This window comes from Paraburkholderia sp. GAS348, from assembly GCF_050434205.1.
In the GTDB taxonomy this organism is placed as follows: domain Bacteria; phylum Pseudomonadota; class Gammaproteobacteria; order Burkholderiales; family Burkholderiaceae; genus Paraburkholderia.
This window is the reverse complement of sequence record NZ_JBNPVT010000012.1, coordinates 168,864-191,142: the sequence shown is the minus strand read 5'-3', so window position 1 is coordinate 191,142 and position 22,279 is coordinate 168,864. Positions and strand designations below refer to the sequence as shown.

General features: G+C 63.5%; 16 protein-coding genes. 11 read left to right on the top strand and 5 right to left on the bottom strand.

Features of this window, described 5'->3' with window-relative positions:
- Nucleotides 1–48: 48 nt before the first annotated feature.
- On the bottom strand, nt 49–2,382 hold the full coding sequence (locus tag P3T22_RS21010; protein WP_429326005.1) for an FdhF/YdeP family oxidoreductase: 2,334 nt from the start codon (nt 2,380–2,382) through the stop codon (nt 49–51).
- A 169-nt stretch (nt 2,383–2,551) separates the two neighbouring features.
- On the opposite strand from P3T22_RS21010, the gene P3T22_RS21005 reads away from it, so the two are divergent.
- From P3T22_RS21005 to P3T22_RS20960, 10 genes are all read left to right on the top strand, one after another.
- On the top strand, nt 2,552–3,985 hold the full coding sequence (locus P3T22_RS21005; protein ID WP_063496673.1) for a PLP-dependent aminotransferase family protein: 1,434 nt from the start codon (nt 2,552–2,554) through the stop codon (nt 3,983–3,985).
- 41 nt (nt 3,986–4,026) lie between these two features.
- Nucleotides 4,027–4,335 carry a helix-turn-helix domain-containing protein gene (locus P3T22_RS21000; protein ID WP_063496672.1) on the top strand — a complete coding sequence of 103 codons (309 nt, stop codon included), beginning with the start codon at nt 4,027–4,029 and terminating at the stop codon, nt 4,333–4,335.
- Between the two features lie 221 nt (nt 4,336–4,556).
- Nucleotides 4,557–5,687 (top strand): BMP family ABC transporter substrate-binding protein, encoded by a 1,131-nt coding sequence (locus tag P3T22_RS20995; RefSeq protein ID WP_429325992.1) that lies wholly within the window; start codon nt 4,557–4,559, stop codon nt 5,685–5,687.
- Between the two features lie 50 nt (nt 5,688–5,737).
- Entirely contained in the window at nt 5,738–6,286 is a 549-nt protein-coding gene (locus tag P3T22_RS20990) for a nucleoside deaminase (protein WP_429325991.1), read from the top strand.
- Between the two features lie 288 nt (nt 6,287–6,574).
- A complete protein-coding gene (locus tag P3T22_RS20985; RefSeq protein ID WP_429325990.1) occupies nt 6,575–6,763 on the top strand; it encodes a hypothetical protein in 189 nt (62 codons plus the stop codon).
- 196 nt (nt 6,764–6,959) lie between these two features.
- The gene (locus tag P3T22_RS20980) at nt 6,960–8,360 is read left to right on the top strand and encodes an FAD-containing oxidoreductase (protein WP_429325989.1); all 1,401 of its coding nucleotides are present in this window, start codon (nt 6,960–6,962) and stop codon (nt 8,358–8,360) included.
- A gap of 92 nt (nt 8,361–8,452) precedes the next feature.
- Nucleotides 8,453–8,800, top strand: a complete 348-nt coding sequence (locus tag P3T22_RS20975; protein WP_429325988.1) for a cupin domain-containing protein — start codon at nt 8,453–8,455, stop codon at nt 8,798–8,800.
- A 108-nt stretch (nt 8,801–8,908) separates the two neighbouring features.
- A complete protein-coding gene (locus tag P3T22_RS20970) occupies nt 8,909–9,226 on the top strand; it encodes a hypothetical protein (protein WP_429325987.1) in 318 nt (105 codons plus the stop codon).
- Nucleotides 9,227–9,310: 84 nt separating this feature from the next.
- Nucleotides 9,311–9,697 carry a DUF488 domain-containing protein gene (locus P3T22_RS20965; protein WP_063496666.1) on the top strand — a complete coding sequence of 129 codons (387 nt, stop codon included), beginning with the start codon at nt 9,311–9,313 and terminating at the stop codon, nt 9,695–9,697.
- Nucleotides 9,698–9,787: 90 nt separating this feature from the next.
- The gene (locus tag P3T22_RS20960; RefSeq protein ID WP_429325986.1) at nt 9,788–10,276 is read left to right on the top strand and encodes a metallophosphoesterase family protein; all 489 of its coding nucleotides are present in this window, start codon (nt 9,788–9,790) and stop codon (nt 10,274–10,276) included.
- A 149-nt stretch (nt 10,277–10,425) separates the two neighbouring features.
- Here P3T22_RS20960 and proP read toward each other — a convergent pair whose 3' ends face one another.
- From proP to argA, 3 genes are all read right to left on the bottom strand, one after another.
- Nucleotides 10,426–11,928, bottom strand: coding sequence for a glycine betaine/L-proline transporter ProP (gene proP / locus P3T22_RS20955; protein WP_236720845.1), 1,503 nt, complete (start codon nt 11,926–11,928; stop codon nt 10,426–10,428).
- Between the two features lie 772 nt (nt 11,929–12,700).
- Nucleotides 12,701–12,976 (bottom strand): oxidative damage protection protein, encoded by a 276-nt coding sequence (locus P3T22_RS20950; protein ID WP_082855080.1) that lies wholly within the window; start codon nt 12,974–12,976, stop codon nt 12,701–12,703.
- Nucleotides 12,977–13,078: 102 nt separating this feature from the next.
- The gene (argA, locus tag P3T22_RS20945; protein ID WP_063496664.1) at nt 13,079–14,467 is read right to left on the bottom strand and encodes an amino-acid N-acetyltransferase; all 1,389 of its coding nucleotides are present in this window, start codon (nt 14,465–14,467) and stop codon (nt 13,079–13,081) included.
- A gap of 23 nt (nt 14,468–14,490) precedes the next feature.
- On the opposite strand from argA, the gene hrpA reads away from it, so the two are divergent.
- Nucleotides 14,491–18,993, top strand: coding sequence for an ATP-dependent RNA helicase HrpA (gene hrpA, locus P3T22_RS20940; RefSeq protein ID WP_429325985.1), 4,503 nt, complete (start codon nt 14,491–14,493; stop codon nt 18,991–18,993).
- A gap of 237 nt (nt 18,994–19,230) precedes the next feature.
- Here the strand turns inward: hrpA and P3T22_RS20935 are convergent, their stop codons facing one another.
- The gene (locus P3T22_RS20935; protein ID WP_429325984.1) at nt 19,231–22,017 is read right to left on the bottom strand and encodes a YadA-like family protein; all 2,787 of its coding nucleotides are present in this window, start codon (nt 22,015–22,017) and stop codon (nt 19,231–19,233) included.
- Between the last annotated feature and the right edge of the window lie 262 nt (nt 22,018–22,279).

The window sequence follows — 22,279 nt, the reverse complement described above, 5'->3', positions numbered from 1 at the left end:
TTCGATCCGAATCCCACGAAACTCGCAAACAAAGGCAACGGTCGGCCGTCAAGCAGCAACGGCTTCAACCATCTCAGCCGTCCCAACTGCCGACGCCGTCAACAACACCGGAATCGACTTCGAAGTCGGCGTCCCCGCGCCATCGGCGACCGAAGACAGCGGCACCAGCGGATTGGTTTCCGGATAATAAGCGCCGAGACATCCACGCGGAATGTCGTACTCCACTAGCAGGAACCCAGCCGCGTGACGCTCGATCCCATCGGCCCACACGCTCGTGATATCCACGCGCTGGCCCGCCACGAAACCCAGCATCGCGAGATCGTCCTTGTTGGCGAACAGCACACGCCGCTGCCCATACACGCCGCGATAACGGTCGTCGAGGCCGTAGATCGTCGTGTTGTACTGGTCGTGTGAACGCGTCGTCATCAAGGTCATCAGACGTTCGCCGTGCTCTGCGCGCGCCTGGTGAATCGGCGTGTCGACGTCGATCGCATGCACCAGGAATTGCGCCTTGCCGCTCGGTGTTTTCCAGATCCGCTCGCGCGACGCCACACCCAGGTGAAAACCGCCCGGGTTCTTGAGACGCTCGTTGTAATCCTGGAAGCCTTCGATCACCCGCGCGATGCCGTCGCGAATCAACGCATAGTCTGCTGCGTGAGCGAGCCAATCGACCTTGCTGCTGCCGAGCGTGGCGTGCGCCATGCGCGCGACGATGGCAATCTCCGACAACAGATTCGCCGAGGCTGGCTTGTTCATGCCGTACGAGATGTGCACCATGCTCATCGAATCCTCGACGCTCACGCCTTGCGCCACACCATTTTGAAGATCGATTTCAGTGCGCCCGAGCGTCGGCAGAATCAGCGCGTCGCGGCCGTGCACGAGGTGGCTGCGGTTCAGCTTGGTCGTGATGTGCACGGTCAGCTCGCACGAGCGCATCGCGTCCCATGTGCGTGGCGTGTCCGGCGTCGCGATCGAGAAGTTGCCGCCGAGGCCGATGAACACCTTCACCTTGCCGTCGAGCATCGCCTGGATCGTGTTGACGACGTCGAGACCATGCTCGCGCGGCGGCTCGAAATCGTAGACTTCGCCGAGCCGATCGAGAAACGCCTGAGTCGGTCTTTCCTCGATGCCGACTGTACGGTCGCCCTGGACATTCGAGTGCCCGCGCACCGGGCACAGGCCCGCGCCGCGGCGGCCGATATTGCCGCGCATCATCATCAGGTTCGACAGGATCTGCACCGTCGGCACGGAGTTCTTGTGCTGCGTGAGGCCCATGCCCCACGTCGAAATCACCGCGCGGCCCTTCACGTAGATGTCGGCGAGCTTCAGCACGTCTTCAAACGGCACGCCTGATTCGGCGACGATGGTGTCCCAGCTTTCGGCTCGCAAATCGTCGGCGAACGCATCGAAGCCGACCGTGTGTTCGGCGATGAACGCGACATCGAGCACGCGCGCGAGACCTGAGGCCGACGCTTCGTCGTCGAGTTCGATCACGCGTTTGGCGACGCCCTTGATCAGCGCGAAATCGCCGCCGACTTTCGGCCGGATGAACACGGAGCTGATCTTCGTGCTGCCCATCGTGATCATTTCGACCGGATGTTGCGGGCTTGCAAAACGCTCCAGGCCGCGTTCCTTCAGTGGATTGATCGACACAATGGTCGCGCCGCGCTTTGCGCACTCGCGCAGCTCGCCGAGCATGCGCGGATGGTTGGTCGCCGGATTCTGGCCGAAGATCAGGAGCGTATCGGCGTGCTCGAAATCGTCGAGCGTCACCGTGCCCTTGCCGATGCCGACCGTGTGCGGCAAGCCGCGGCTGGTCGCTTCGTGGCACATGTTCGAGCAATCGGGGAAATTGTTGGTGCCGTACATGCGCACGAACAACTGGTACAGGAACGCGGTTTCGTTGCTGGCGCGGCCCGACGTGTAGAAGGCGGCGCTGTCGGGATTGTCGAGCCGCAACAGGTGATCGGCGATCAGGTCGAATGCTTCGTCCCAGCCGATCGGCACGTAACGGTCGCGCACGGCGTCGTAGACGAGCGGGTCGGTCAGGCGGCCGTGTTGTTCCAACTCGAAATCCGACTGCGCCATCAGTTCTTCGACCGTGTGCTCCTCGAAGAAAACCGGCGTGACGCGCTTGCTGGTCGCCTCGGCTGCCACGGCCTTGACACCGTTCTCGCAGAACTCGAAGGTCGACGCATGCTCGCGATCCGGCCACGCGCAACCTGGGCAGTCGAAGCCGTCCGGCTGGTTCTGTTTGAGCAGCGTGCGGTAGTTGCCACCCGTCACCTTTTCCTTGATCAGGTTGATGGCGACATATTTGAGCGCGCCCCAGCCAGCGGCGGGGTGCGTATACGGTTCGATGCGAGCTTCGGGTTTCTTCATGATCTTGCGGCCGGATATGGCCTGGACGAGGCTTTTATGCCGATGCATGGAAGCCTACTGTGTTCCAAAAGCGGCGCAGCATACAGAAAATCGGAAAGCGGAGGGATACAGTTGCAGTTTATTCGTCATAGACTGGCGGTTCCGCCCACGCCTTTTTTGAGCCAGGTCCTTGAAACTGTACGAAAAACTCGCCGATGAAATGACCGAAGCCGTGCGCCGCGGCGTTTTCGCGGCGGGCGAGCGGATTCCCTCGGTGCGGCAGGCGAGCCAGCAGCACGGCGTCAGCATCAAGACCGTGCTGCACGCGTACGCATTGCTGGAAAGCCGGGGGATTGTCGAGACCCGTCCGCAGTCGGGCTATTTCGTGCGCGACGCGGTAGCGACGGCGGCAGCGCTCGACGAGCCGCGTCTGAGCCGCCAGCCGGCAGCCCAAACGCCACCGGTGGCCGCTGCGGTCGACGTGAGCCGCCTCGTGCTGTCGACCCTGCGCAGCATCCGCGCGCACGACGCCGTGCCGCTCGGCTCGCCGTACCCCGATCCGTCGCTGTTCCCATGGCGGCGCATCAACCAGTACGCGAATGCGATCGCCCGGCGCCACGCGAGCTGGAACCTGATCGACGACTTGCCGCCCGGCAATCCGGAGCTGATCCGCCAGATCGCGCGGCGCTATGCCGAGAACGGCGTGCCGGTCGATCCGGACGAAATCATCATCACGCTCGGTGCCACGGAGGCGATCAACCTCAGTTTGCAGGCGGTCGCCAAGCCGGGCGATACGGTCGCCGTCGAGTCGCCGACTTACTACGCGATGCTGCACGCCATCGAGCGTCTCGGCATGCGCGCCATCGAAGTGGCGACGCATCCGGTCCACGGCATCGATATCGAGGCGTTGGCCCAGGTCATCGCCCGGCAGAAGATCGCCGCGTGCATGGTGATGCCGAACTTCCAGAATCCGCTCGGTTTCCAGATGCCCGACGCGCGCAAGCAGCAACTGGTCGAACTGCTCGCTGCGCACGAGATTCCTGCCATCGAGAACGATGTCTATCAGGAGTTGTACTTCGGCGAGGCGCGGCCGTCGACCTTGAAGAACTACGACACCAAGGGGCTGGTGCTGCATTGCGCGTCGTTTTCGAAAAGCCTGACCGCGTCATACCGGATCGGTTGGGCCATGCCGGGGCGCTATCGCACGCAGGTCGAGAAGCTGAAATTTCTCAACACGCTGACTACGCCTTCGGTGCCGCAAGTCGCCGTCGCCGACTACTTGAGGCAGGACGGCTACGATCGCCATCTGCGGCATGTGCGCAAGGTCTACCGGCAGCAGGCGAGCATCATGACGGCGATGGTGCGGCGGTTTTTTCCGGCGGGCACGCGCATGTCGGCGCCGCAAGGCGGGTACGTGCTGTGGGTGGAATTACCCGAACGTGTCGATTCGATGCGGCTCTATCAGGCGGCGCTCGCACGCAGCATCACGATCGGGCCGGGCATGATGTTTTCGATGCGCGACGATTTTCGCCACTTCATCCGGCTCAATTACAGCTATCCGTGGACGGCGCAAACCGAGGCGGCATTGAAGACGCTGGGCGATCTGGTGGCGCGGATGGCTTGATGGGGCCTGGTAGCGCTTGAGAAAAGCGAGGAGACATCACGATGGCAGACGAAGAACTCGATTCGGTGCTGGTCGCCATACTGGCGCAGTTGTGGCGCGCGTATCAGGAAACGCCTGGCGGCGCGTGGTCGCTCGCCAGGCTTTCCAGGCAGGCGGACGTGCCGATGAGCGCCTTGCGGCGGCAATTGACAGCGCTGGTCGACGGCGGGCTGGTGGACGCCACCTTCACCGAGGAAGGCACGGGGACGGCGCGCCTGAGCGAGATCGGCCTGGGCTTGTGTGCGGCGCTGTTCGGCGAGGACGGTCCGCCAGACGATGAACCGGCCGGCCCAATGCCACCGGTTCATTGAGCTGCGGCCGAATTCGGCGCGAGGGCTTTGCCGATGTACTCGTTCGAAGATGTCGAACATGTCTGTCCGCGACCAAAATACAGATTTCGTTATGGGCGAGATAACGAATAATAATTTTTCCTCTGAAATTGACCTTCGAATATGGCCCCTTATGCTGGAGCCTTGCTCGGGACAATCCCGAGCGCTATGGCAGGCACCTGGAAACTATCTTCGGAGAATTCATGAAAGCAAAGCTGGCGCGAGTGCTGCATCACTCATTACGCATCAAAACCGTCCGGACCGTTCTCGGCGCAGCGCTCGGCGCGTCCCTCGCGTTCAGCGCCGGGGCGGCTGCAGCCGCAACCGCGCAACCGCTCGGCATCGCCTTTGTCTACCTCGGCAATCCCGGTGACGCCGGCTGGACCTATGCGCACGAGCAGGGCGTGAAAGAGGTCGAGGCGAAATTCGGCGACAAGATCAAAGTGACGCGCATCGAGAACGTGCCGGAGTCGGCGGATTCGGAGCGCGTGTTTCGCGAGCTGGCGTCCAAGGGCAACAAGATCGTGGTGGGCTCGAGCTTCGGCTTCCAGGATTTCGAGTTGAAGGTCGCCAAGGACTTCCCGGACGCCGTGTTCGAACATGCGACCGGCTACAAGAAGGCCGCCAACTTCGCCACCTATGATGTGCGGACCTACCAGAGCGCCTACCTGGCTGGGCTGGTCGCGGGTTATACGACAAAGTCCAACACGCTCGGCTTTGTCGGCTCGGTGCCGGTGCCGGAGGTGGTGCGCAACATCAACGCGTTCACGATGGGTGCGCGCTCGGTCAACCCGAATGCGCGCGTGAAGGTTGTGTGGATCAACAGCTGGTTCGACCCGGGCCGCGAAAAGCAGGCCGCCGAGACGCTGATCGGCCAGGGCGCCGACGTGCTGATCCAGAACACCGATTCGACGGCGACAATGCAAACGGCCGAACAGAAGAAAGTGCATGCATTCGGGTGGGACTCCGACATGAAGAAGTTCGGGCCGAATGCGCAACTGGGCGCATGCGTGAGCAACTGGGGCGTGTATTACACGCATCTGGTGCAGCAGGTGATGGCGGGCACGTGGAACAACTCGCCGGTGTGGTGGGGGCTGAAAGAGAAGGCGATCGATCTGGCCGACATCAACACGGACGCGGTGTCGCCGGCGGCGCAAAAGGCGTTGAACCAGACGCGTGACGACATCATCTCGGGCAAGCTCAATCCGTTTGCCGGTCCGATCGTGGATCAGTCCGGCACGGTGAAGGTCGCTGCGGGAAAATCCTTGAGCGATATGGAACTGCTGCGTTTGAACTGGTTCGTGCAAGGCGTGGACGGTTCGCTGCCGAAGTGATGAATTGACTGGTTCGCCTAACTCCTACTAAAGATTAAAGGAGATCGCCCGTGAGTCTTACCGTCCCGACCGATACCGGCGCCGCAGGCGTGGCGGCGACCTATCCGCCGCAGGGTCTAACGCCGACTCACGAGCAGATCGTGCGGCATCTGCGGCATTCGAGCCGGGTGGCCGAACGGGCGACGCTGCTGGGCCACCATCCGTTCGGCGCGGTGCTGGTCGGCCCGGATCAGGAGACCGTATTGATGGAGCAGGGCAATGTCGACACGGTGAATCACGCCGAGTCGGTGCTGGCTCGCGTGGCGGCGTTGAATTTCACGCCGGAGTACTTATGGAGCTGTACGTTGTACACATCGGTCGAGCCTTGCTGCATGTGCGCCGGCACGATGTATTGGGCCAATATCGGCCGCGTCGTGTTTGGCATGACCGAGAAGCGCTTGCTGGAGGCGACCGGCGATCATGCCGAGAATCCGACCATGAGCGTGGATTGCCGCTATGTGTTTGACCACTGCCAGAAACCCGTCGAGGTGATCGGTCCAGTGGCCGAGGTGGAGGGGGAGGTGATGGAGGTGCAGCGGCGGTTCTGGCTCGGCAGGTAGCGCTATGGCGGCGCACGCTCGCGCCAGACTGCCCTGACGCCTGCGGCCGTGGCCGTGGCCACCGGCGCCCGCCGACCACGGCGCAGGCGCAGCAAACCCATTTTGCCGGGCGGGCTAATCCCGCAATCTGACCCCACTGCCACAGGCATTCAGACTCGATTGTTCGGTTTGACGGACAAGTGCCTTCGCGTTCCTGGTATTTATCCGCGCCCCCGGTTTCCCTAAAATCCTCCCATCGAATGCAAATTCCGCGCCCCGCCGTTGCGGCTACGCGCGATGGGAGCCGTTATGCCAGCCTTGATTGCGAACCAGCTTTATCGGTCATCGGTGGTTCTGCCGATGGTCGCCCTCATGCAGGTGATGGTGTCGCAGGACTTCAACCTCGGCCAGGTTGGCTGGGTTGTCGCGACGCGCGGCGCGCAGGCCGCGCTGCAACGCTCGCGCGAATTCATCTGCGCCGCGCACTGCCGCGTCTGAACACAATCGGGCGCAATTCACACCCTATTCACACCGATCGGCCGGCGTCGTCCCCTGGACAGGGCGAAACGGGATCGCAAGCCGGGCACGGACGTCGCAGCGTGCAACAGAACCACCGAGAAAAGGGCGATAAAGGCAACGCGAGGCGCTGAGGGTAAGATGCTACGACCTGCATCCCAGCCTCGGGAGATCTGCCATGCCACAGCACTTCGACGCAGTCGTGATCGGCACGGGACAAGGCGGTGCGCCGCTCGCTGTCCGTCTTGGTCAAAGCGGCCGTAAAACTGCGGTTATCGAACGAGCTGCCTTCGGCGGGACTTGCGTGAATGTCGGCTGCACGCCGACCAAGTCTTATGTGGCCAGCGCCCGCGCGGCCCACGTGGCGCGTCATGCCGCGGACCTGGGCGTGCAGGTGAGCGGGGCGGTCAGCGTCGATCTGGCTGCGGTCAAGGTGCGCAAGGACAGGATCATCGGCCAATCGCGCGACGGCGTCGAGAAATGGCTGCGCGACGCGGCTAACGTCACCGTCTTCAACGGCCACGCGCGCTTCACCGGCGCGCATACGCTCGCCATCGGCGGCCCGGGCGGCGCGATGCCTGACGAACTCAGCGCCGACGAAATCTTCATCAATACCGGCACGCGCGCAAGCGTGCCGCCGCTCGACGGGCTCGAGCGCATTCGCTACTACACCAACTCCAATCTGCTCGACCTGACTGAATTGCCAGACCATCTGGCGATTGTCGGCGGCAGTTATATCGCACTTGAATTCGCGCAGGTTTTTCGCCGCTTCGGCAGCCGGGTGACGGTGCTGGTGCGCGGCGAGCGCGTGCTCACGCGCGAGGATGCCGACTTCGCCGGCTCCGTGCAGAAGGTGCTGGCACGCGAAGGGGTCGAGTTTGTCTTCGGCGTGCAGCCCTCGCGGGTCGAGCCGCATCCGCATCGAGACAGCGAGGTGTGCATCGGCTTTGCGCAGAACATTCCCGCGCTCGAAGCATCGCACCTGCTGTTCGCCACCGGCCGTGAACCGAATACCGACGACCTCGGCCTCGACGCCGCCGGCATCGCGACGGACCGGCACGGCACGATTCCCGTCGACGGCCAGTTGCGCACCAACGTGCCGGGCGTCTGGGCGATCGGCGACATCAACGGACGCGGCGCCTTTACCCATACTTCCTACGATGATTTCCAGATCGTCGTGGCCAATCTGCTCGACGGCGGCGCGCGCAGCGTCGACACGCGGATCATGACGTATGCGGTGTTCGTCGACCCGCCGCTCGCGCGTGTCGGGCTCTCGGAGGCCGACGTGCGCAAGGCCGGCCGTGATGCGCTGATCGCCACCATGCCGATGACGCGGGTGGGCCGCGCCCGCGAACGCGGCGAGACCGACGGCTTCATGAAGGTGCTGGTGGACGCACGGAGCAAGCAGATTCTGGGCGCGGCGATCCATGGCATCGAAGGCGACGAGGCGCTGCACACGTTCATCGACATCATGACGGCCGGCGCGCCGTATCCGACCTTGCAGTACGCCATGCACATTCATCCGACCATCAGCGAACTGGTGCCGACCTTGCTCGATGGACTCAAGCCGATGAAATGAGCGGTGCGCTCAGTGACAAGCGGGGTGGCGAGCGCGCGATGGGCGAACATGCGAGGCGGACGCAGGTGACGAGGACAGCCGGAGTACAAGCGATGAAACGCGTGATCGGTAGCGGCAATCTCTTCGATCCCGGCGCGCCGGCGCGCCTTGGCGAGCAAGTCGATGCGCTCGTGGAAGAAGCCGGCGTGAGCATCGAGCGGATCGTCTCCAGAGGGCACGCAAGCCCGCCGGAGTTCTGGTACGACAGTCCGCGCGCCGAGTGGGTCGTGCTGCTGAGCGGCGCGGCGACGCTCGAATTCGAAGGCGAGCGTGAGCCGCATCCGATGAAGCCGGGCGACCACGTGCTGATCGAAGCGCATTGCCGGCATCGGGTGGCATGGACGAGCGACACGGAGCCGAGCGTGTGGTTGGCGGTTTACTACCCTGGGGCTCGCCGCTGACTGATCGCCAGACCCCGCCGGACGGGTGGATGGGCGATCACCGATAGCTGAGATCACGTCACCCTAACGGGATTACACTCAAACTGGCACGTATCCTGGAGCGAGATCATGACTGATGCCGACCCCAAAAGCACTTTTCGCGGTCTTCCGTTGACCCCGGAACAGGACGCGGAAGTCAGACACTACATAAAAAAGCAGAAGCAACAGGGCGCGGAGTGGGACACGCCGGAACTGGCGGCCATGCTTCGAGACATGCTGGAACCGCCAGGCGATGACGACGTAGAATTCGATCCCGTCTTCGACGAAACGAAAGCGGCCGCGGAGCGTGCGGCCGCTTCGATCGACGAGGCGATGGACCCGATTGAAGCGAGCGAAGAGCGAAACGCAGCCATGGAAATCGAGGCGATGAAGGGTCTGAGGCGTTGAGCCTACATCGCAGAACCACTGACGAGCGGCGCTTATCGGTCCGGCAGGGGCGGTCGCGAGTCCACGACGAATCAGGAAAACAACATGAGCATTAGCATCGTGCAGCTTGGGTCTCCGAGAGCGGCTGACGAAGGTCTGCGTATCGGTACTGTTCGGCGGCCGCCACGCGGCGTACCCCGGACGGAATTCGCGACCCGCGACTATTACGATGTGTGGCTGCCTAATCTGTCGCCTGATGCGGAGTTGGTGAAAGAAGCCAAGGCGGTCGCGAGCGACGCCGATTGGACCGCGTTCGCGAAGAAATTCCGCGCGGAGATGAATGGCGGCGATGCCAGCAAGGTGTTGGACCTGCTTGCCGCATTGTCGAAAACGACAAACTTTTCCGTCGGTTGCTACTGCGAGGACGAAAGCCGGTGCCATCGCAGCATTCTCCGTCAGTTGTTAAACGAGCGGGCTGCGCTGATCAGGTGAGGCGTGCATGCGCGGCCGGCGCAGGTTTTGACGCGTGAGCTTGCAGAACATCAGTCAGCGGAGTGAGGCCGTTTGGCCGATACTGACATCATGACTTCGCGCGCCCAAAGCTCCCCAGCCACCCGAATCGGTTTGATCTCCGACACGCACAACCTCGTGCGCCCCGAAGTCCTGCAGTACCTCGCGGGCTGCGACGCGATCATCCACGCGGGCGATATTTGCAATCAGGCGGTGCTCGATGCACTCGCACAGATCGCGCCGGTCACCGCTGTGCGCGGCAATAACGATATCGACGAGCCAGCCGCCTCGCTGCCGACGCACGTCAAGCTGACCGTGCAGCAGGTGACGATCCTCGTCGTGCATGACATCGCCGACGTGGGCGACGATCTGCGCAGCGAAGGCATCGACGTGGTCGTGACGGGGCACTCGCACAAGCCCGCGATCAGCGAGCGCGACGGAGTGCTGTTCGTCAATCCAGGCAGCGCAGGGCCAAGGCGTTTCAAGTTGCCGATTTCCGCCGGTCTGCTGATCGTTGAAGGGGCGCACGCCAGCGCAACGTTCGATTCTCTGGTGACATAAAAAACGGGCCGGCAAATATCTGCCGGCCCGTTTTGGACATGCTCACGCTTATTGCTGTGGTTGCCTGCTGCCGCCCGTCATAGCGCTTGCAGGCGCTATGCGTACAACTTCAGCGGCTAGTTACTGCGCAACCCCGGCGCAACTCAGGATCAGGCACGCGCCGTAGCCGCGGCGGCGTAGCCTTCATCCATCTCCGCCGCTTCGCGCTCGCCGCGCAGCACCGCTTGCGCTTCCGCGCGCGTCGCCACGCACGGACCCGAGCCGAGCAGCGGCTTGCGGGCCGTTTCACGCAGTGCGAACACCGACACGATACCGATCAATGACGCGCCCATCAGGTAGTACGCGGGCATCATCAGATTGCCGGTGCTGTCGACCAGCCATGCCGTGACGAGCGGCGTCGTCCCGCCGAACAGCGACACCGAGATGTTGAAGCCGATCGCGAGCGCGCCGTAGCGGATCTTCGTCGGGAACAGCGCCGGCAGCGCCGACGGCATCACGCCGGTGAAGCACGACAGCAGCACGCCGAGAATCATCAGGCCGCCGAACACCGGCAGCACCGTGCCCATGCGAATCAGCAACAGCGCGGGAATCGACAGCGCGAACAGACCCACGCAACCGAACAGCATCACCGGCTTGCGCCCGATCGTGTCGGACAGGCGGCCGGCTGCCAGCGTCATCGGCATCATCAGCACCATCACGAGCAGCACGAGGAAGAGGCCGTGCGTTTCGTTGAAGTGCAGCGTGGCCGACAGATAGCTCGGCAGATACGAGAGCGCCATGTAATCGGTGACGTTGAAGATCAGCACGAGGCCGACGCACAGCAGAAGCGGCTTCCATTGCTGCATGAGCAACTCGCGGAAAGATTGCTTCGGCAGCGCTTTGTCTTCGGCTTCACGTTGCTCCGCCTGCTTCTTGAACGCGGGCGTTTCTTCGAGCTTCATCCGGATGTACAGACCGACCAGACCCAAAGGGCCCGCGATCAGGAACGGCACACGCCAGCCCCACGAGAGCAGCGCGTCGTTCGACAGCGTCGCCGTCAGGACCGCGACCGTACCCGCGCCGAGCACATAGCCGATCAATGTGCCGAACTCGAGGAAGCTGCCCATGAAGCCGCGGCGCTTGTCCGTCGAGAATTCAGCGATGAAGGTCGCGGCGCCGCCGTATTCGCCCCCCGTCGAGAAGCCTTGCACCAGGCGCGCGACCAGCAGCAACACCGGCGCGAAAATGCCGATTGTCGCGTAGCTCGGAATCAGGCCGATCGCGAAGGTGCCGATCGCCATCATGATCATGGTCATGGCCAGCACCCGCTGACGGCCGATGCGGTCGCCCAGCGGCCCGAACACCATGCCGCCGACCGGCCGCACGAGGAACGCCGCGGCAAACGTGCCGAAGGTGGCGATCAACTGCGCGGACGGGCTCGACGATGGGAAGAACACTTTGCCGAGCGTGACAGCGATGTAGCTGTACACGCCGAAATCGAACCATTCCATCGCGTTGCCGAGCGCCATGGCGCCGACGGCCCGCTTGAGGAGAGATTGGTCGACGACGGTGATGTCGTCGAGTGAGAGGCGTTGTTCTTCTTTGTGGTGTCGCCAGAAGCCGTTGCTGGAAGCGGTCAAGGTGAAAACTCCAATGACTGCGACGAAACTCATGAAAACGCGCATGAACGTTCCGCCACGGGTGCTGGGAAAGCGCAGTTTCGCGAGCAGAGCGATGGCGTCTCTCTCGCCCGAAGGCAATAGAAGGGGCGTGAAAAAGAAAATAAAACGCCCGTGCCTCGCGAATCATTCGCGAAAAAACACTCATCTAGATTGCGCTGACGGTTGCATCTGCGTGGCCGTGGAAGGGGGGCAGATGCATGAGGACGCTGGGGTGGCTGGAAGCTGGCCCACGCGCCGCTGGAAGGCTCGAAACGAAAAAGGCCGGTGCGCATTCGCCGCTCACGGTGTGAGATCGAGCGGAGAAACGTCCGACAAGCCTTCTTGTATAAAAACTATTCAATCCGGCCTTGGTACGCACTGCATGCCAAGTTTGAACTGAACGTGACTCGGGGTGAAATGCTGGCGAATTGCTGTTGGAACGATGCACATGGTAGCACGATGACAGAGGATCGTGCAAATCTGGGGCTCCGGGAGCGGCCCGCGTGAGACCCTCAACCCTTGCCGGGCGGGGGATTGAGCGGATTGCGGCGGTGTGGAAAGACGGCTTAAAAGTGGCCGGAAATGGACCGTTCGGTGAACCCGCCTGGCAGGAAAAACGAGGCACGGGCGAGCCAAAAAACGAAACCGGAACGCGTCCATCGGCGGCGTAAAAAGGACCGGGAAAGAGCGGAGGTTCACGCGAAAATCCGGGACATCGGGCGAAAAAAATCCGCGCACGCGGCGCGGATTTTCATGTCTGGCTCGAGTTCGCAGCCGCAAGCGCTTACTCGGCCGCCGGCGGCACGTAACCCTGCGCCGTATCCGCGCCTTCGCCGAAGAAGAACTTTTCGGTCTGCTTCATCAGATATTGACGTGCGCGCGGATCGGCCATGTTCAGGCGGTTTTCGTTGATCAGCATGGTTTGCTGCTTCAACCAGGCCTGCCAGGCTTCCTTCGAAATGCTTTCGTAGATCCGCTTGCCAAGTTCACCCGGCAGCGGCGGGAAATCGAGGCCTTCGGCTTCCTTGCCGAGCTTCGCGCATTGAACCATACGAGTCATGCTGTGCTTCTCCTTTGTCGACCGGAGTTAGTGCTTTAGCACTTACTCCGGTCCCATGAAAAAATAATTACCGTGGCGGGCAGTCGCTTTATATGGGGGCGCTCAGAGCTGTTTCATCAGCACGAGCGACTTGCGCTGCCAGTTATAGAGTCGGCGGCGGTCTTCCGGCAGGTCGTCGACCGTGACCTTGACGAAGCCGCGCTTCAAGAACCAGTGTTCGGTGCGCGTGGTGAGCACGAAAATCCGCGTGAGGCCGCGTGCCCGGGCGCGTTGCTCGATGCGCTTGAGCAGGCGCTCGCCGTCGCCGGTGCCTTGCGCTTCAGGCGCGACCGTGAGGCACGCCATTTCGCCGATGCGCTCCTGCGGATACGGGTACAGCGCCGCGCAGCCGAACAGCACGCCATCGTGCTCGATCACCGAGAAATGGTCGATGTCGCGTTCGATCTGATGGCGGCCGCGCCGCACCAGCGTGCCGTCGGATTCGAGCGGTTCGATCAGCGAGAGAATGCCGCCGACGTCGTCCGGCGTCGCTTCGCGCAGGCTTTCGAGGTTCTCGTACGAGATCATCGTGCCCACGCCGTCGTGCAGGAACAGTTCGAGCAGCAGGCTGCCGTCGAGCGCGTAGGGGATGATGTGCGCCCGCGCCACGCCGCCGCGGCAGGCGCGGATCGAATGCTTCAGATAGAAACCCGCGTCGCCGGTGACTTCGCCGCTTTCATGCAGCTTGTAGGCGTCGTCGAGCGACAGTTCGCGAATCAGTTCCGGCCCGTCTTCACCGGTCTCCATCAGGCCCGGCGTCTCGGTCAGGAACACGATTTTGTCGGCGCGCAGTGCGATGGCCGCCGCCGAGGCGACGTCTTCCATCGACAGATTGAAGGCCTCGCCGGTGGGCGAGAAGCCGAGCGGCGACAGCAGCACCAGCTTGCGGCTTGCGAGCGAATGGCGGATCGAATCCGCGTCGATCTTGCGCACCACGCCGGTGTGGGCGAAATCGACGCCGTCCAGAATGCCGACCGGGCGCGCCGTCACAAAGTTGCCCGACACCACGCTGATGTGCGCGTGCGCCATCGGCGTGTTCGGCAAGCCCTGGCTGATCGCCGCCTCGATATCCAGCCGCACTTCGCCGGCCGCTTCTTTCGCGGACTCCAACGCGCGCGCGTCGGTAATGCGCATGCCGTGCGAGAACTCGGATTCCACGCCGTGCAGGCTCATCTGCTCTTCGACCTGCGGCCGCGAGCCGTGCACCAGCACGATCTGGATGCCCATGGCCTGCAGCAGCGCGATATCGGACACGAGCGCATTCAGGAGCCCCTGATGCACCACCTCGCCGCCGAAACCGACGACGAACGTCTTGTTACGGAACGCATGGATGTAAGGGGCGACTGAACGCATCCAGTCGACAAATTGCGCGTGCTGGGCGAGGCCTTCCGTTGCGCCGGCGGGGGCCGGAACGCTCGCGGGCGCGGGGACGAGGTCGGTTTGGGAATTCATGCCGGGGATTATAATGCGCCCCCATGTCGAATGTACCCAAAAGTCCCGCTACGGCGAACGAGAATGCGGCGCCGGCCGCCGATCAGGCGAACGCCGGCGACGCGCAGCGCCGCAATGCGCAGGACGCTAACCGCAACACGCCACCGGCCGCGCGTGAGTCCCTGCGCTCCGCGGATGACGCGCGCGTGTCCGCACAGAAAAAAAACCAGCCACAGGGCGCGCGCCGCGAAGCGGGCGCGCAGGCGCCGAAAGCTGCGCATGAAGGGCGGAAGCCCACCCCACAGGGCGACGCTGCGCGCAGCCAGCCGACTTCCGGCGGCGTGGAGAAGCCCGCGCGCCGCGACGATGGACGCGGGCAGAGCGCGCTTCGCGGCCAACGCCAGCAGCAGGGCGATGAACGGCGCGCGCAGTCCGAAAACACGCGGGCTCCAAATCAGCCGAAGCGTGGCGACGGACGTGCCAATCAGCAAAGCGGTGCACCCGCGCAAAAATCGCCGCAAGCAGGCGATGCTCAAAACGGCCAGCCCCGTCGCGAGCCCCGTTCGCCGCGCGTTCAGCGCGTCGTCGAGCCAAATCCGATTCCGCCGATTACTTTCCCTGAAGCGCTGCCGGTCTCGGGCCGCCGCGAGGAGATTGCGCGCGCCATCTCGCAGAATCAGGTCGTGATCGTCTGCGGCGAGACTGGCTCCGGTAAAACGACCCAGCTGCCGAAAATCTGCCTCGAACTCGGGCGCGGTCTCGGCGCGGGCGGCACCGGCCTGATCGGCCACACGCAGCCGCGCCGGATTGCGGCATCGGCGACGGGCCGCCGGATCGCCGAAGAACTCGGCACGCCGTTCGGCGAAGTGGTCGGCTACAAGGTGCGGTTTACCGACAATCTTTCGCCGGGCGCGTCGGTCAAGTTGATGACCGACGGCATTCTGCTCGCCGAAACGCAGACCGATCCGCTGCTCAAAGCCTACGACACGCTGATCATCGACGAAGCGCACGAGCGCAGCCTGAACATCGATTTTCTGCTGGGTTATCTGAAAGAAATCCTCGTCAAGCGCCCCGATCTGAAGCTGATCGTGACCTCGGCGACGATCGACGCGGATCGCTTCGCACGCCATTTCGGCAGCGACGACAAACCCGCGCCGGTGATCGAAGTGAGCGGGCGTCTCTATCCGGTCGAGGTGCGCTATCGGCCGGTCGCGGAGGACAGCCCGGCAGTGAAGGCGGCGGAGGGGTCTTCCGCATCGTCTTCGCGTGAAAGGCCGAAGACCCAGCGCGAAACGGATCGCGATCTGATGGAAGCGATCGTCGACGCAGTCGACGAACTGTGCCGCGAAGGCCCCGGCGACGTGCTGGTGTTCCTGCCCGGCGAGCGCGAGATTCGCGATGCCGCCGAAGCGCTGCGCAAGCACCATCCGCCGCATACGGAAATTTTGCCGCTGTTCGCGCGTTTGTCCGCGGCCGAACAGGAACGCGTGTTCCGCACCTCGAACGCGCGCCGCATCGTACTCGCGACCAACGTCGCCGAAACCTCGCTGACCGTGCCGGGAATTCGCTATGTGGTCGATACGGGCTTGGCGCGCGTGAAGCGCTACTCGTATCGCAACAAGGTCGAGCAGTTGCAGGTCGAGTCGATCTCGCAGGCCGCCGCCAATCAGCGGGCAGGGCGCTGCGGCCGCGTCGCCGATGGCGTGTGTATCCGTTTGTATGAGGAAAGCGACTACCAGGGCCGCGTGCGCTTCACCGATCCGGAGATTTTGCGTTCGTCGCTGGCGTCGGTGATTTTGCGCATGAAGTCGCTGCATCTGACGGCGATCGAAACCTTCCCGTTCATCGAGCCGCCGCCGGGCCGCGCCATCGCCGACGGTTATCAATTGCTCAACGAACTGGGCGCCGTTGACGACGACAACCAGCTCACACCGCTCGGCCGCGAACTCGCGCGCTTGCCGCTCGATCCGCGCGTCGGCCGGATGATTCTTGCCGCGCGCGATCAGCAGGCGTTGAAGGAAGTGCTGATCATTGCCAGCGCATTGTCGGTGCAGGACCCGCGCGACCGGCCGATCGAAGCGCAGGAGCAGGCCGACCAGGCGCATCGCCGGTTCGCCGACGAGCGTTCCGAGTTCCTGCAATGGCTGAAGATCTGGAACTGGTTCGAAGAAGCGATCGCGCACAAGAAGTCGAACCGGCAATTGCAGGACGAGTGCCGCAAAAACTTCCTGTCGCAACTGCGCCTGCGCGAATGGCGCGACGTGCACTCGCAACTGCTGACGGTGGTGCGCGAACACGGCTGGCGTCTGAACGAGGCCGAGGCGACCTTCGAGCAGATTCACCTCGCGTTGTTGACTGGCCTGCTCGGCAACATCGGCCTGAAAGCCGACGACGAACCGTATTTCCTCGGCGCGCGCAGCATCAAGTTCTACCTCTGGCCTGGCTCGGCGCTGGTGAAGAAGGCCGGGAAGTGGGTGATGGCCGCGGAACTGGTCGAGACGAGCCGTCTTTACGCACGCTGCATCGCGAAGATCGAGCCGGAATGGATCGAGAAGATCGGCGAGCATTTGCTGAAAAAGTCGTTGTCCGAGCCGCATTGGGAAAAGCGCGCGGCGCAGGTGTCGGCGTTCGAGCGCGCGATGCTGTACGGCTTGCCGATCTATCACCGGCGCCGCGTGAGCTTTGGCAAACAGGACCCGGCGCGGGCGCGCGAGCTGTTCATTCGCGGCGCGTTGGTGGAAGGCGAATTCGATACGAAGCTCGCGTTCTTCGCGCACAACCGCAAGCTGCTCGCCGATATCGAGCAACTGGAACACAAGTCGCGCCGCCAGGACGTGCTGGTCGACGACGAGCTGATTTTCGGCTTTTACGATCAGGCGTTGCCGCAAGGTATTTACACTGGTGCGTCGTTCGAGCGCTGGTATCGCGACGAAGTGAAAAAGAGCGGTCAGCCGGAAGAGAAGCTGCGTCTGTTGTATCTGTCGCGTGACGATCTGATGCGGCACGAAGCAGCCGGCGTCACGACCGACCTGTTCCCGAAGCGGATGACGATGGCGGGCGTCGAGATGGCGCTCACGTATCACTTCGAGCCCGGTTCCCCGCGTGACGGCGTGACGCTCGCGGTGCCGCTGTATGCGTTGAATCAGGTCGACGCGCGACGCTGCGAATGGCTCGTGCCCGGCATGCTGAAAGAGAAAACGCAACTTTTGCTGAAATCGTTGCCGCAGAAGTTGCGGCGCCATTGCGTGCCGCTGCCCGAGTTCGCGGCGGGTTTCGTCGAGCGGCAGGGTGGTCCGCGCTTCGGCGCGGGCGGGTTGCTCGAATCGCTGATTGCGGACATTCGCGAGCAGACCCAGGTCGCGATGAAGCAATCGGACTTCAAGCTCGAGACGCTGACGCCGCATCTGTTCATGAACTTCAAGGTCATCGACGAGCATGGCCGGCAACTCGCGATGGGCCGCAACCTGTCGCAGCTGCGCGCTGAACTCGGCGGCCAGGCGCAGCAGCATTTTCAGAAGATTGCGTCCGGTGCGGCCGGGGCGGCGTTGGCGGATGCGGGCGGCGGTGGCGGCGTGGCCGCGGGCGCGCAAGCGAGCGGAACAGCCGGCGCGGCGAGCGGTGCGGCGTCACGAGGCAAGGGTGGCGCTGCGCCCGGTCCGCTTGCCGCGGCGCAAGACGGCGCGCAAGGCACCGCACTGTACGAAAGGCTGACGACATGGAATTTCGGCAAGCTCCCCGAGTTGCTCGAAATTCGCCGTGGCGGGCAGACGTTGTTCGGCTATCCGGCGCTGGTGGATCGCGGCACGCATTGCGACGTCGAGGTATTCGATTCACCGGACGAAGCCGCGCGCATCCATCGCGCGGGGTTGCGCCGGTTGTTCGCGTTGCAGCTGAAGGAGCCGATCAAGTATCTGGAGAAGAATCTGCCGGGTCTGCGTGAAATGGCCATGCAGTTCATGCCGCGCGGGACCCAGGAGGAACTGCGCGATCAACTGATCGACACCGCGCTCGACCGCGCCTGCCTGCAAGACCCGCTGCCGGCCGATGACGTCAGTTTCCATACGCGTCGCGACGAAGGGCGCAGCCGGCTGACGTTGTTGGCCCAGGAAATCGCCCGGCTGGTGGGGCAGATTCTCAGCGAATACGCGACGGTGACGAAAAAGCTGGCGCAGGCGAAGGCGTTCGCCGCTGCGCATGCGGACATGCAGAATCAACTCGATCAGCTGATCGGCAAACGCTTCGTGGTCGATACGCCCTATACGCAGCTGGCGCATTTTCCGCGCTATCTGAAGGGGATTGCGTTGCGCATCGACAAGCTGAAGGCGGACTCCGCACGCGACGCACGGCAGTTCGCCGAATTCCATCCGCTGTTGCAGAACTACCAGCGTGCGCTCGCGCAACGTGGTGGCGTGCTGGACACGCGCCTGTCGGAATTCCGCTGGTTGCTCGAGGAGCTGCGCATTTCGCTGTTCGCGCAGGAGTTGCGTACGCCCATGCCGGTATCGGTGAAGCGTCTCTACAAGGTCTGGGAATCGATGCAGCGCTGAGCGGCGGGTGGTTGGGGCGCTGCAGGTGCCCGCGCCGCTCGCGTAGTGTTAGCCGATGTGGTTCTTCACATGGCGTCGCGCAAAAAAAACGCGCGACGCCATTCCTTTTGAGAATGACGCCACGCGCAAAGGGCGCGAGCGCTTCCGGGCTCACGCCTGCTCGCTGCTGGTACAGCAACGCGATTGACTTCGATGTGACTGGCTCGGATCGAGCCGGTCACGCTTCTTGCCGAAGTTTTACCAGTGCATGCCTGCGCCGACCGACGCGCCGAACTGACCGCGTGAGTCGGTCGTGCCTTGCACCTTGTAGACCCACTTGCCGGTTTCCGACAGCTGCGACACGCCGATGGCCATTGCCGACTGGCCGCCATACTTGCCGCCCGCAATCGCCACCATGCCGTGACCCGGCAAGACCGCTTGCGGCAAGCCGGCTGCCGCCAGCGCCGATGCCGTGCCGCCGTACGAATCGCGACGGGCCGAGCGGATCTTGTCGTCGGTGTAGCTGTTAGCCTGGCCGACTGCGCCGCTCATGCTCTGCTGCAACTGATTGACGTTGACCGCGTCCGTGCCTTGCACGCCGGCTGCGACGTTGGTGATCTGACGCTCCTGACCTGCCGCGCCGACCGATACGGTGTTCGCGCGATCCGCGACCGAGCCTTGACCCAATGCCACCGAGTTGTCGGCGCTGGCGTTTGCCGCGGCACCGAGCGCGGTAGCGTTGTTGCCGCTTGCGATTGAATTCGCGCCCATGGCAATTGCGTTCGTGCCGGTGGCATTGGCGTTGGCGCCCATGGCGACCGAATGCGTGCCCGATGCCTGCGCAGCTTCCGTGTCGGTGTTGCCGTCGGCGCTGAAGAACGGCACGTTCGGATTCACGGTGATGTTCTGGACAGCGCTGCTGATTGCCGCGTTCAGTTGGCCGAGGTTGACGGCGTCGGTCGGATCCACGCCTTCGCCGACGTTGTGGATGACCGTGCCACCGCTGGCTGCATCGCCGCCGAGCGTCACGCTGTTCTTGTTGACGCTGCCGTCGGCGTTGGTGTCGTACATGACGGCGCCGTCGAGCTTGGCGGCGGTCTGCGCGCTGGCCTCTTTCAACTGGGCGACGTTGACCGCATCAGTGTCGGCGGTGCCGGCGGCGACGTTGGTGATCTGGCGCTCGCTATTGACGGAACCCACCGAAACGGTATTGGCGCGATCGGCAATCGAGCCTTGGCCGAGCGCGACGGCGTTATCTGCGGTAACGGCGGCCATGTTGCCCAGCGCAGTCGCGTTCGTGGCGAGGGCTTGCGCGCTTGCGCCGATCGCGGTGGCGCCTGCGATGTTCTCGCCACCTGTCGACAGCGGATCGTGGCCGGCGACTGCCTTCGCGCCGATGGCCACCGATCCGTCGCCGTTTGCCTCGGCCTGATTGCCGATGGCGACGCTGTTGTCGCCGCTGGCATACGCAGCATTGCCGCCAGCAAAGGCGTTCGTGCCGGAGGCGCTGGCGGCGGGACCCATCGCGACGGCGCGAAGACCGGTCGCGGCTGCGTCGTCGGTGCCGTCGTTGGCGCCGTTGGCCTGGAAGTAGCGCATCTCGCCGGCCGTCGCTGCGGTGATGGCGGCTTGCAACTGGCGCACGTTGACGGCGTCGGTGCCCGCGGTGCCGTCTGCGACGTTGGTGATCTGGCGTTGCATTGCGCTCGATCCAACGGACACCGCATTTGTCCGATCGGCCACTGAGTCTTGGCCTAGCGCCACGCTGTTGTCGCTATTTGCGGCGGCATTCGCGCCGAGCGCCACGCTGCCTGCGCCGAACGCATATGCGTTGGTGCCGAACGCGCCGGCCTGCGATCCGATTGCCTGAGAATCGGCCCCCATCGCGACAGAGTTCTCGCTTTGCGCCCACGACCCAGCGCCGACGGCGACGGCGCCAGCCGCCGATGCAATGCCCTGGTAGCCGATTGCAACCGAATTCACGCCGTTCGCTTGCGCGTTGTAGCCCACGGCCGAAGCGCCGGATGCTGTTGCGTGGGCGTCGCCCGGCGTCAGGGTGCTGTCGTTCGTGCGGACGTATTTGACGCCGCTACCGTTTTCCTGGATGTAGTTGCTGCTGGTGTCGCCAGCGATAGAGTAGAGTTGCGCGCCATTCACAGCGTCGGTGCTGGTGGCGGAAACCGTGCCTTGATGCACGTTCGTTATCGTTGTGCCGCCGGTTACGCCGCCGTCCGTTGATGCCGGACCGGCGAGCGTCACGCTGCTCTTGTCGGCAGGCGTTGTGTCGTACTGGACGCTATTTGCCGTGGCCGTTGCGATTTTGTTGTCGACGGCTTTGAGTTGGCTCACGTTGACGGCGTCGGTGTCCGCTGCGCCAGCGGCGACGTTGGTCAGGCGCCGTTCATTGCTCGCCGAGCCGACCGACACCTCGCCATGAGCCGTAAGGCCAGCGATGTCTGAATCGGCGGCGCCGAATTTTTCGCCCGATGCGGTTAGGTCGGCAGTCGTGGTGGACTTTGCGCCTAATGCAACGCTATTGACTGCGGTCGCCGTAGCGGCCGAACCTATGGCGACGCTGTCGGTAGCGGTCTTTGTAACGAATGCGTTCTCGCCAAACGCGACGCTGTTGGCTGCCGCGGCTTTACTCTGGAACCCGACTGCCACCGAACTGGCTCCGGTCGCTGCAGTGTTAGTGCCGAGCGCAATGGTTTCGCTGTTCAACGCACGAGCTGAGTTGCCAATCGCTATCGAATCGAGGGCGGCGGCTGTGGCTGTAGGGCCGGCGGCGATGGAGTTCATGCCATCGACCGCAAGGGCGTCGTCTGACCCATCGGCTAGTCCGCTGACGCTGAAATAATGATTGGCCGACGCCGGATCCGCGTAGGCAGCCGAAACGCTCCCCACCAACGCCGCCCCCGCCAGCACGACTTGCGCCATAGCCAGCTTCCGCGACGTCCCGCGTTTCGTCTTCGACCGAGTCGTTTCCGACGTAGCCACCCACGTGCCCGTCGCTTCACACCAAACCGATTTGTAGATCTTGTTCATTTTTTTCAGAAACTCCGCGGTTATTGCGTGCGTGGACTGCACGTGAAAGCGCGGCGACTCGAATCAGGCGTCATCGCCCTGGTATTTCGCGCACAAATAAGAACATATAGACCGCGGTTTTCCCCGTCGTCCGTTTTCTGTGTCCTGCTGAATTTTTCGCGCGTCCGAATCGCCTGCGTCACGCCCTTAAGTCCACAGGATTAAGTGCATGGGCGATGAACGGCGGGATTGTCAGGCGTGGCACGGCAGAGAGGGAATAAGC

What these genes read in the sequence shown, in the direction of transcription:
- P3T22_RS20950 (WP_082855080.1), bottom strand. Translation starts at nt 12,976, where the DNA reads ATGACTCGTATGGTTCAATGCGCGAAGCTCGGCAAGGAAGCCGAAGGC.
- P3T22_RS20960 (WP_429325986.1), top strand. Translation starts at nt 9,788, where the DNA reads ATGACTTCGCGCGCCCAAAGCTCCCCAGCCACCCGAATCGGTTTGATC.
- P3T22_RS20980 (WP_429325989.1), top strand. Translation starts at nt 6,960, where the DNA reads ATGCCACAGCACTTCGACGCAGTCGTGATCGGCACGGGACAAGGCGGT.
- P3T22_RS20935 (WP_429325984.1), bottom strand. Translation starts at nt 22,017, where the DNA reads ATGAACAAGATCTACAAATCGGTTTGGTGTGAAGCGACGGGCACGTGG.
- proP (WP_236720845.1), bottom strand. Translation starts at nt 11,928, where the DNA reads ATGAGTTTCGTCGCAGTCATTGGAGTTTTCACCTTGACCGCTTCCAGC.
- P3T22_RS20975 (WP_429325988.1), top strand. Translation starts at nt 8,453, where the DNA reads ATGAAACGCGTGATCGGTAGCGGCAATCTCTTCGATCCCGGCGCGCCG.
- P3T22_RS20985 (WP_429325990.1), top strand. Translation starts at nt 6,575, where the DNA reads ATGCCAGCCTTGATTGCGAACCAGCTTTATCGGTCATCGGTGGTTCTG.
- P3T22_RS21000 (WP_063496672.1), top strand. Translation starts at nt 4,027, where the DNA reads ATGGCAGACGAAGAACTCGATTCGGTGCTGGTCGCCATACTGGCGCAG.
- P3T22_RS20970 (WP_429325987.1), top strand. Translation starts at nt 8,909, where the DNA reads ATGACTGATGCCGACCCCAAAAGCACTTTTCGCGGTCTTCCGTTGACC.
- hrpA (WP_429325985.1), top strand. Translation starts at nt 14,491, where the DNA reads ATGTCGAATGTACCCAAAAGTCCCGCTACGGCGAACGAGAATGCGGCG.
- argA (WP_063496664.1), bottom strand. Translation starts at nt 14,467, where the DNA reads ATGAATTCCCAAACCGACCTCGTCCCCGCGCCCGCGAGCGTTCCGGCC.
- P3T22_RS20995 (WP_429325992.1), top strand. Translation starts at nt 4,557, where the DNA reads ATGAAAGCAAAGCTGGCGCGAGTGCTGCATCACTCATTACGCATCAAA.
- P3T22_RS21010 (WP_429326005.1), bottom strand. Translation starts at nt 2,382, where the DNA reads ATGAAGAAACCCGAAGCTCGCATCGAACCGTATACGCACCCCGCCGCT.
- P3T22_RS20965 (WP_063496666.1), top strand. Translation starts at nt 9,311, where the DNA reads ATGAGCATTAGCATCGTGCAGCTTGGGTCTCCGAGAGCGGCTGACGAA.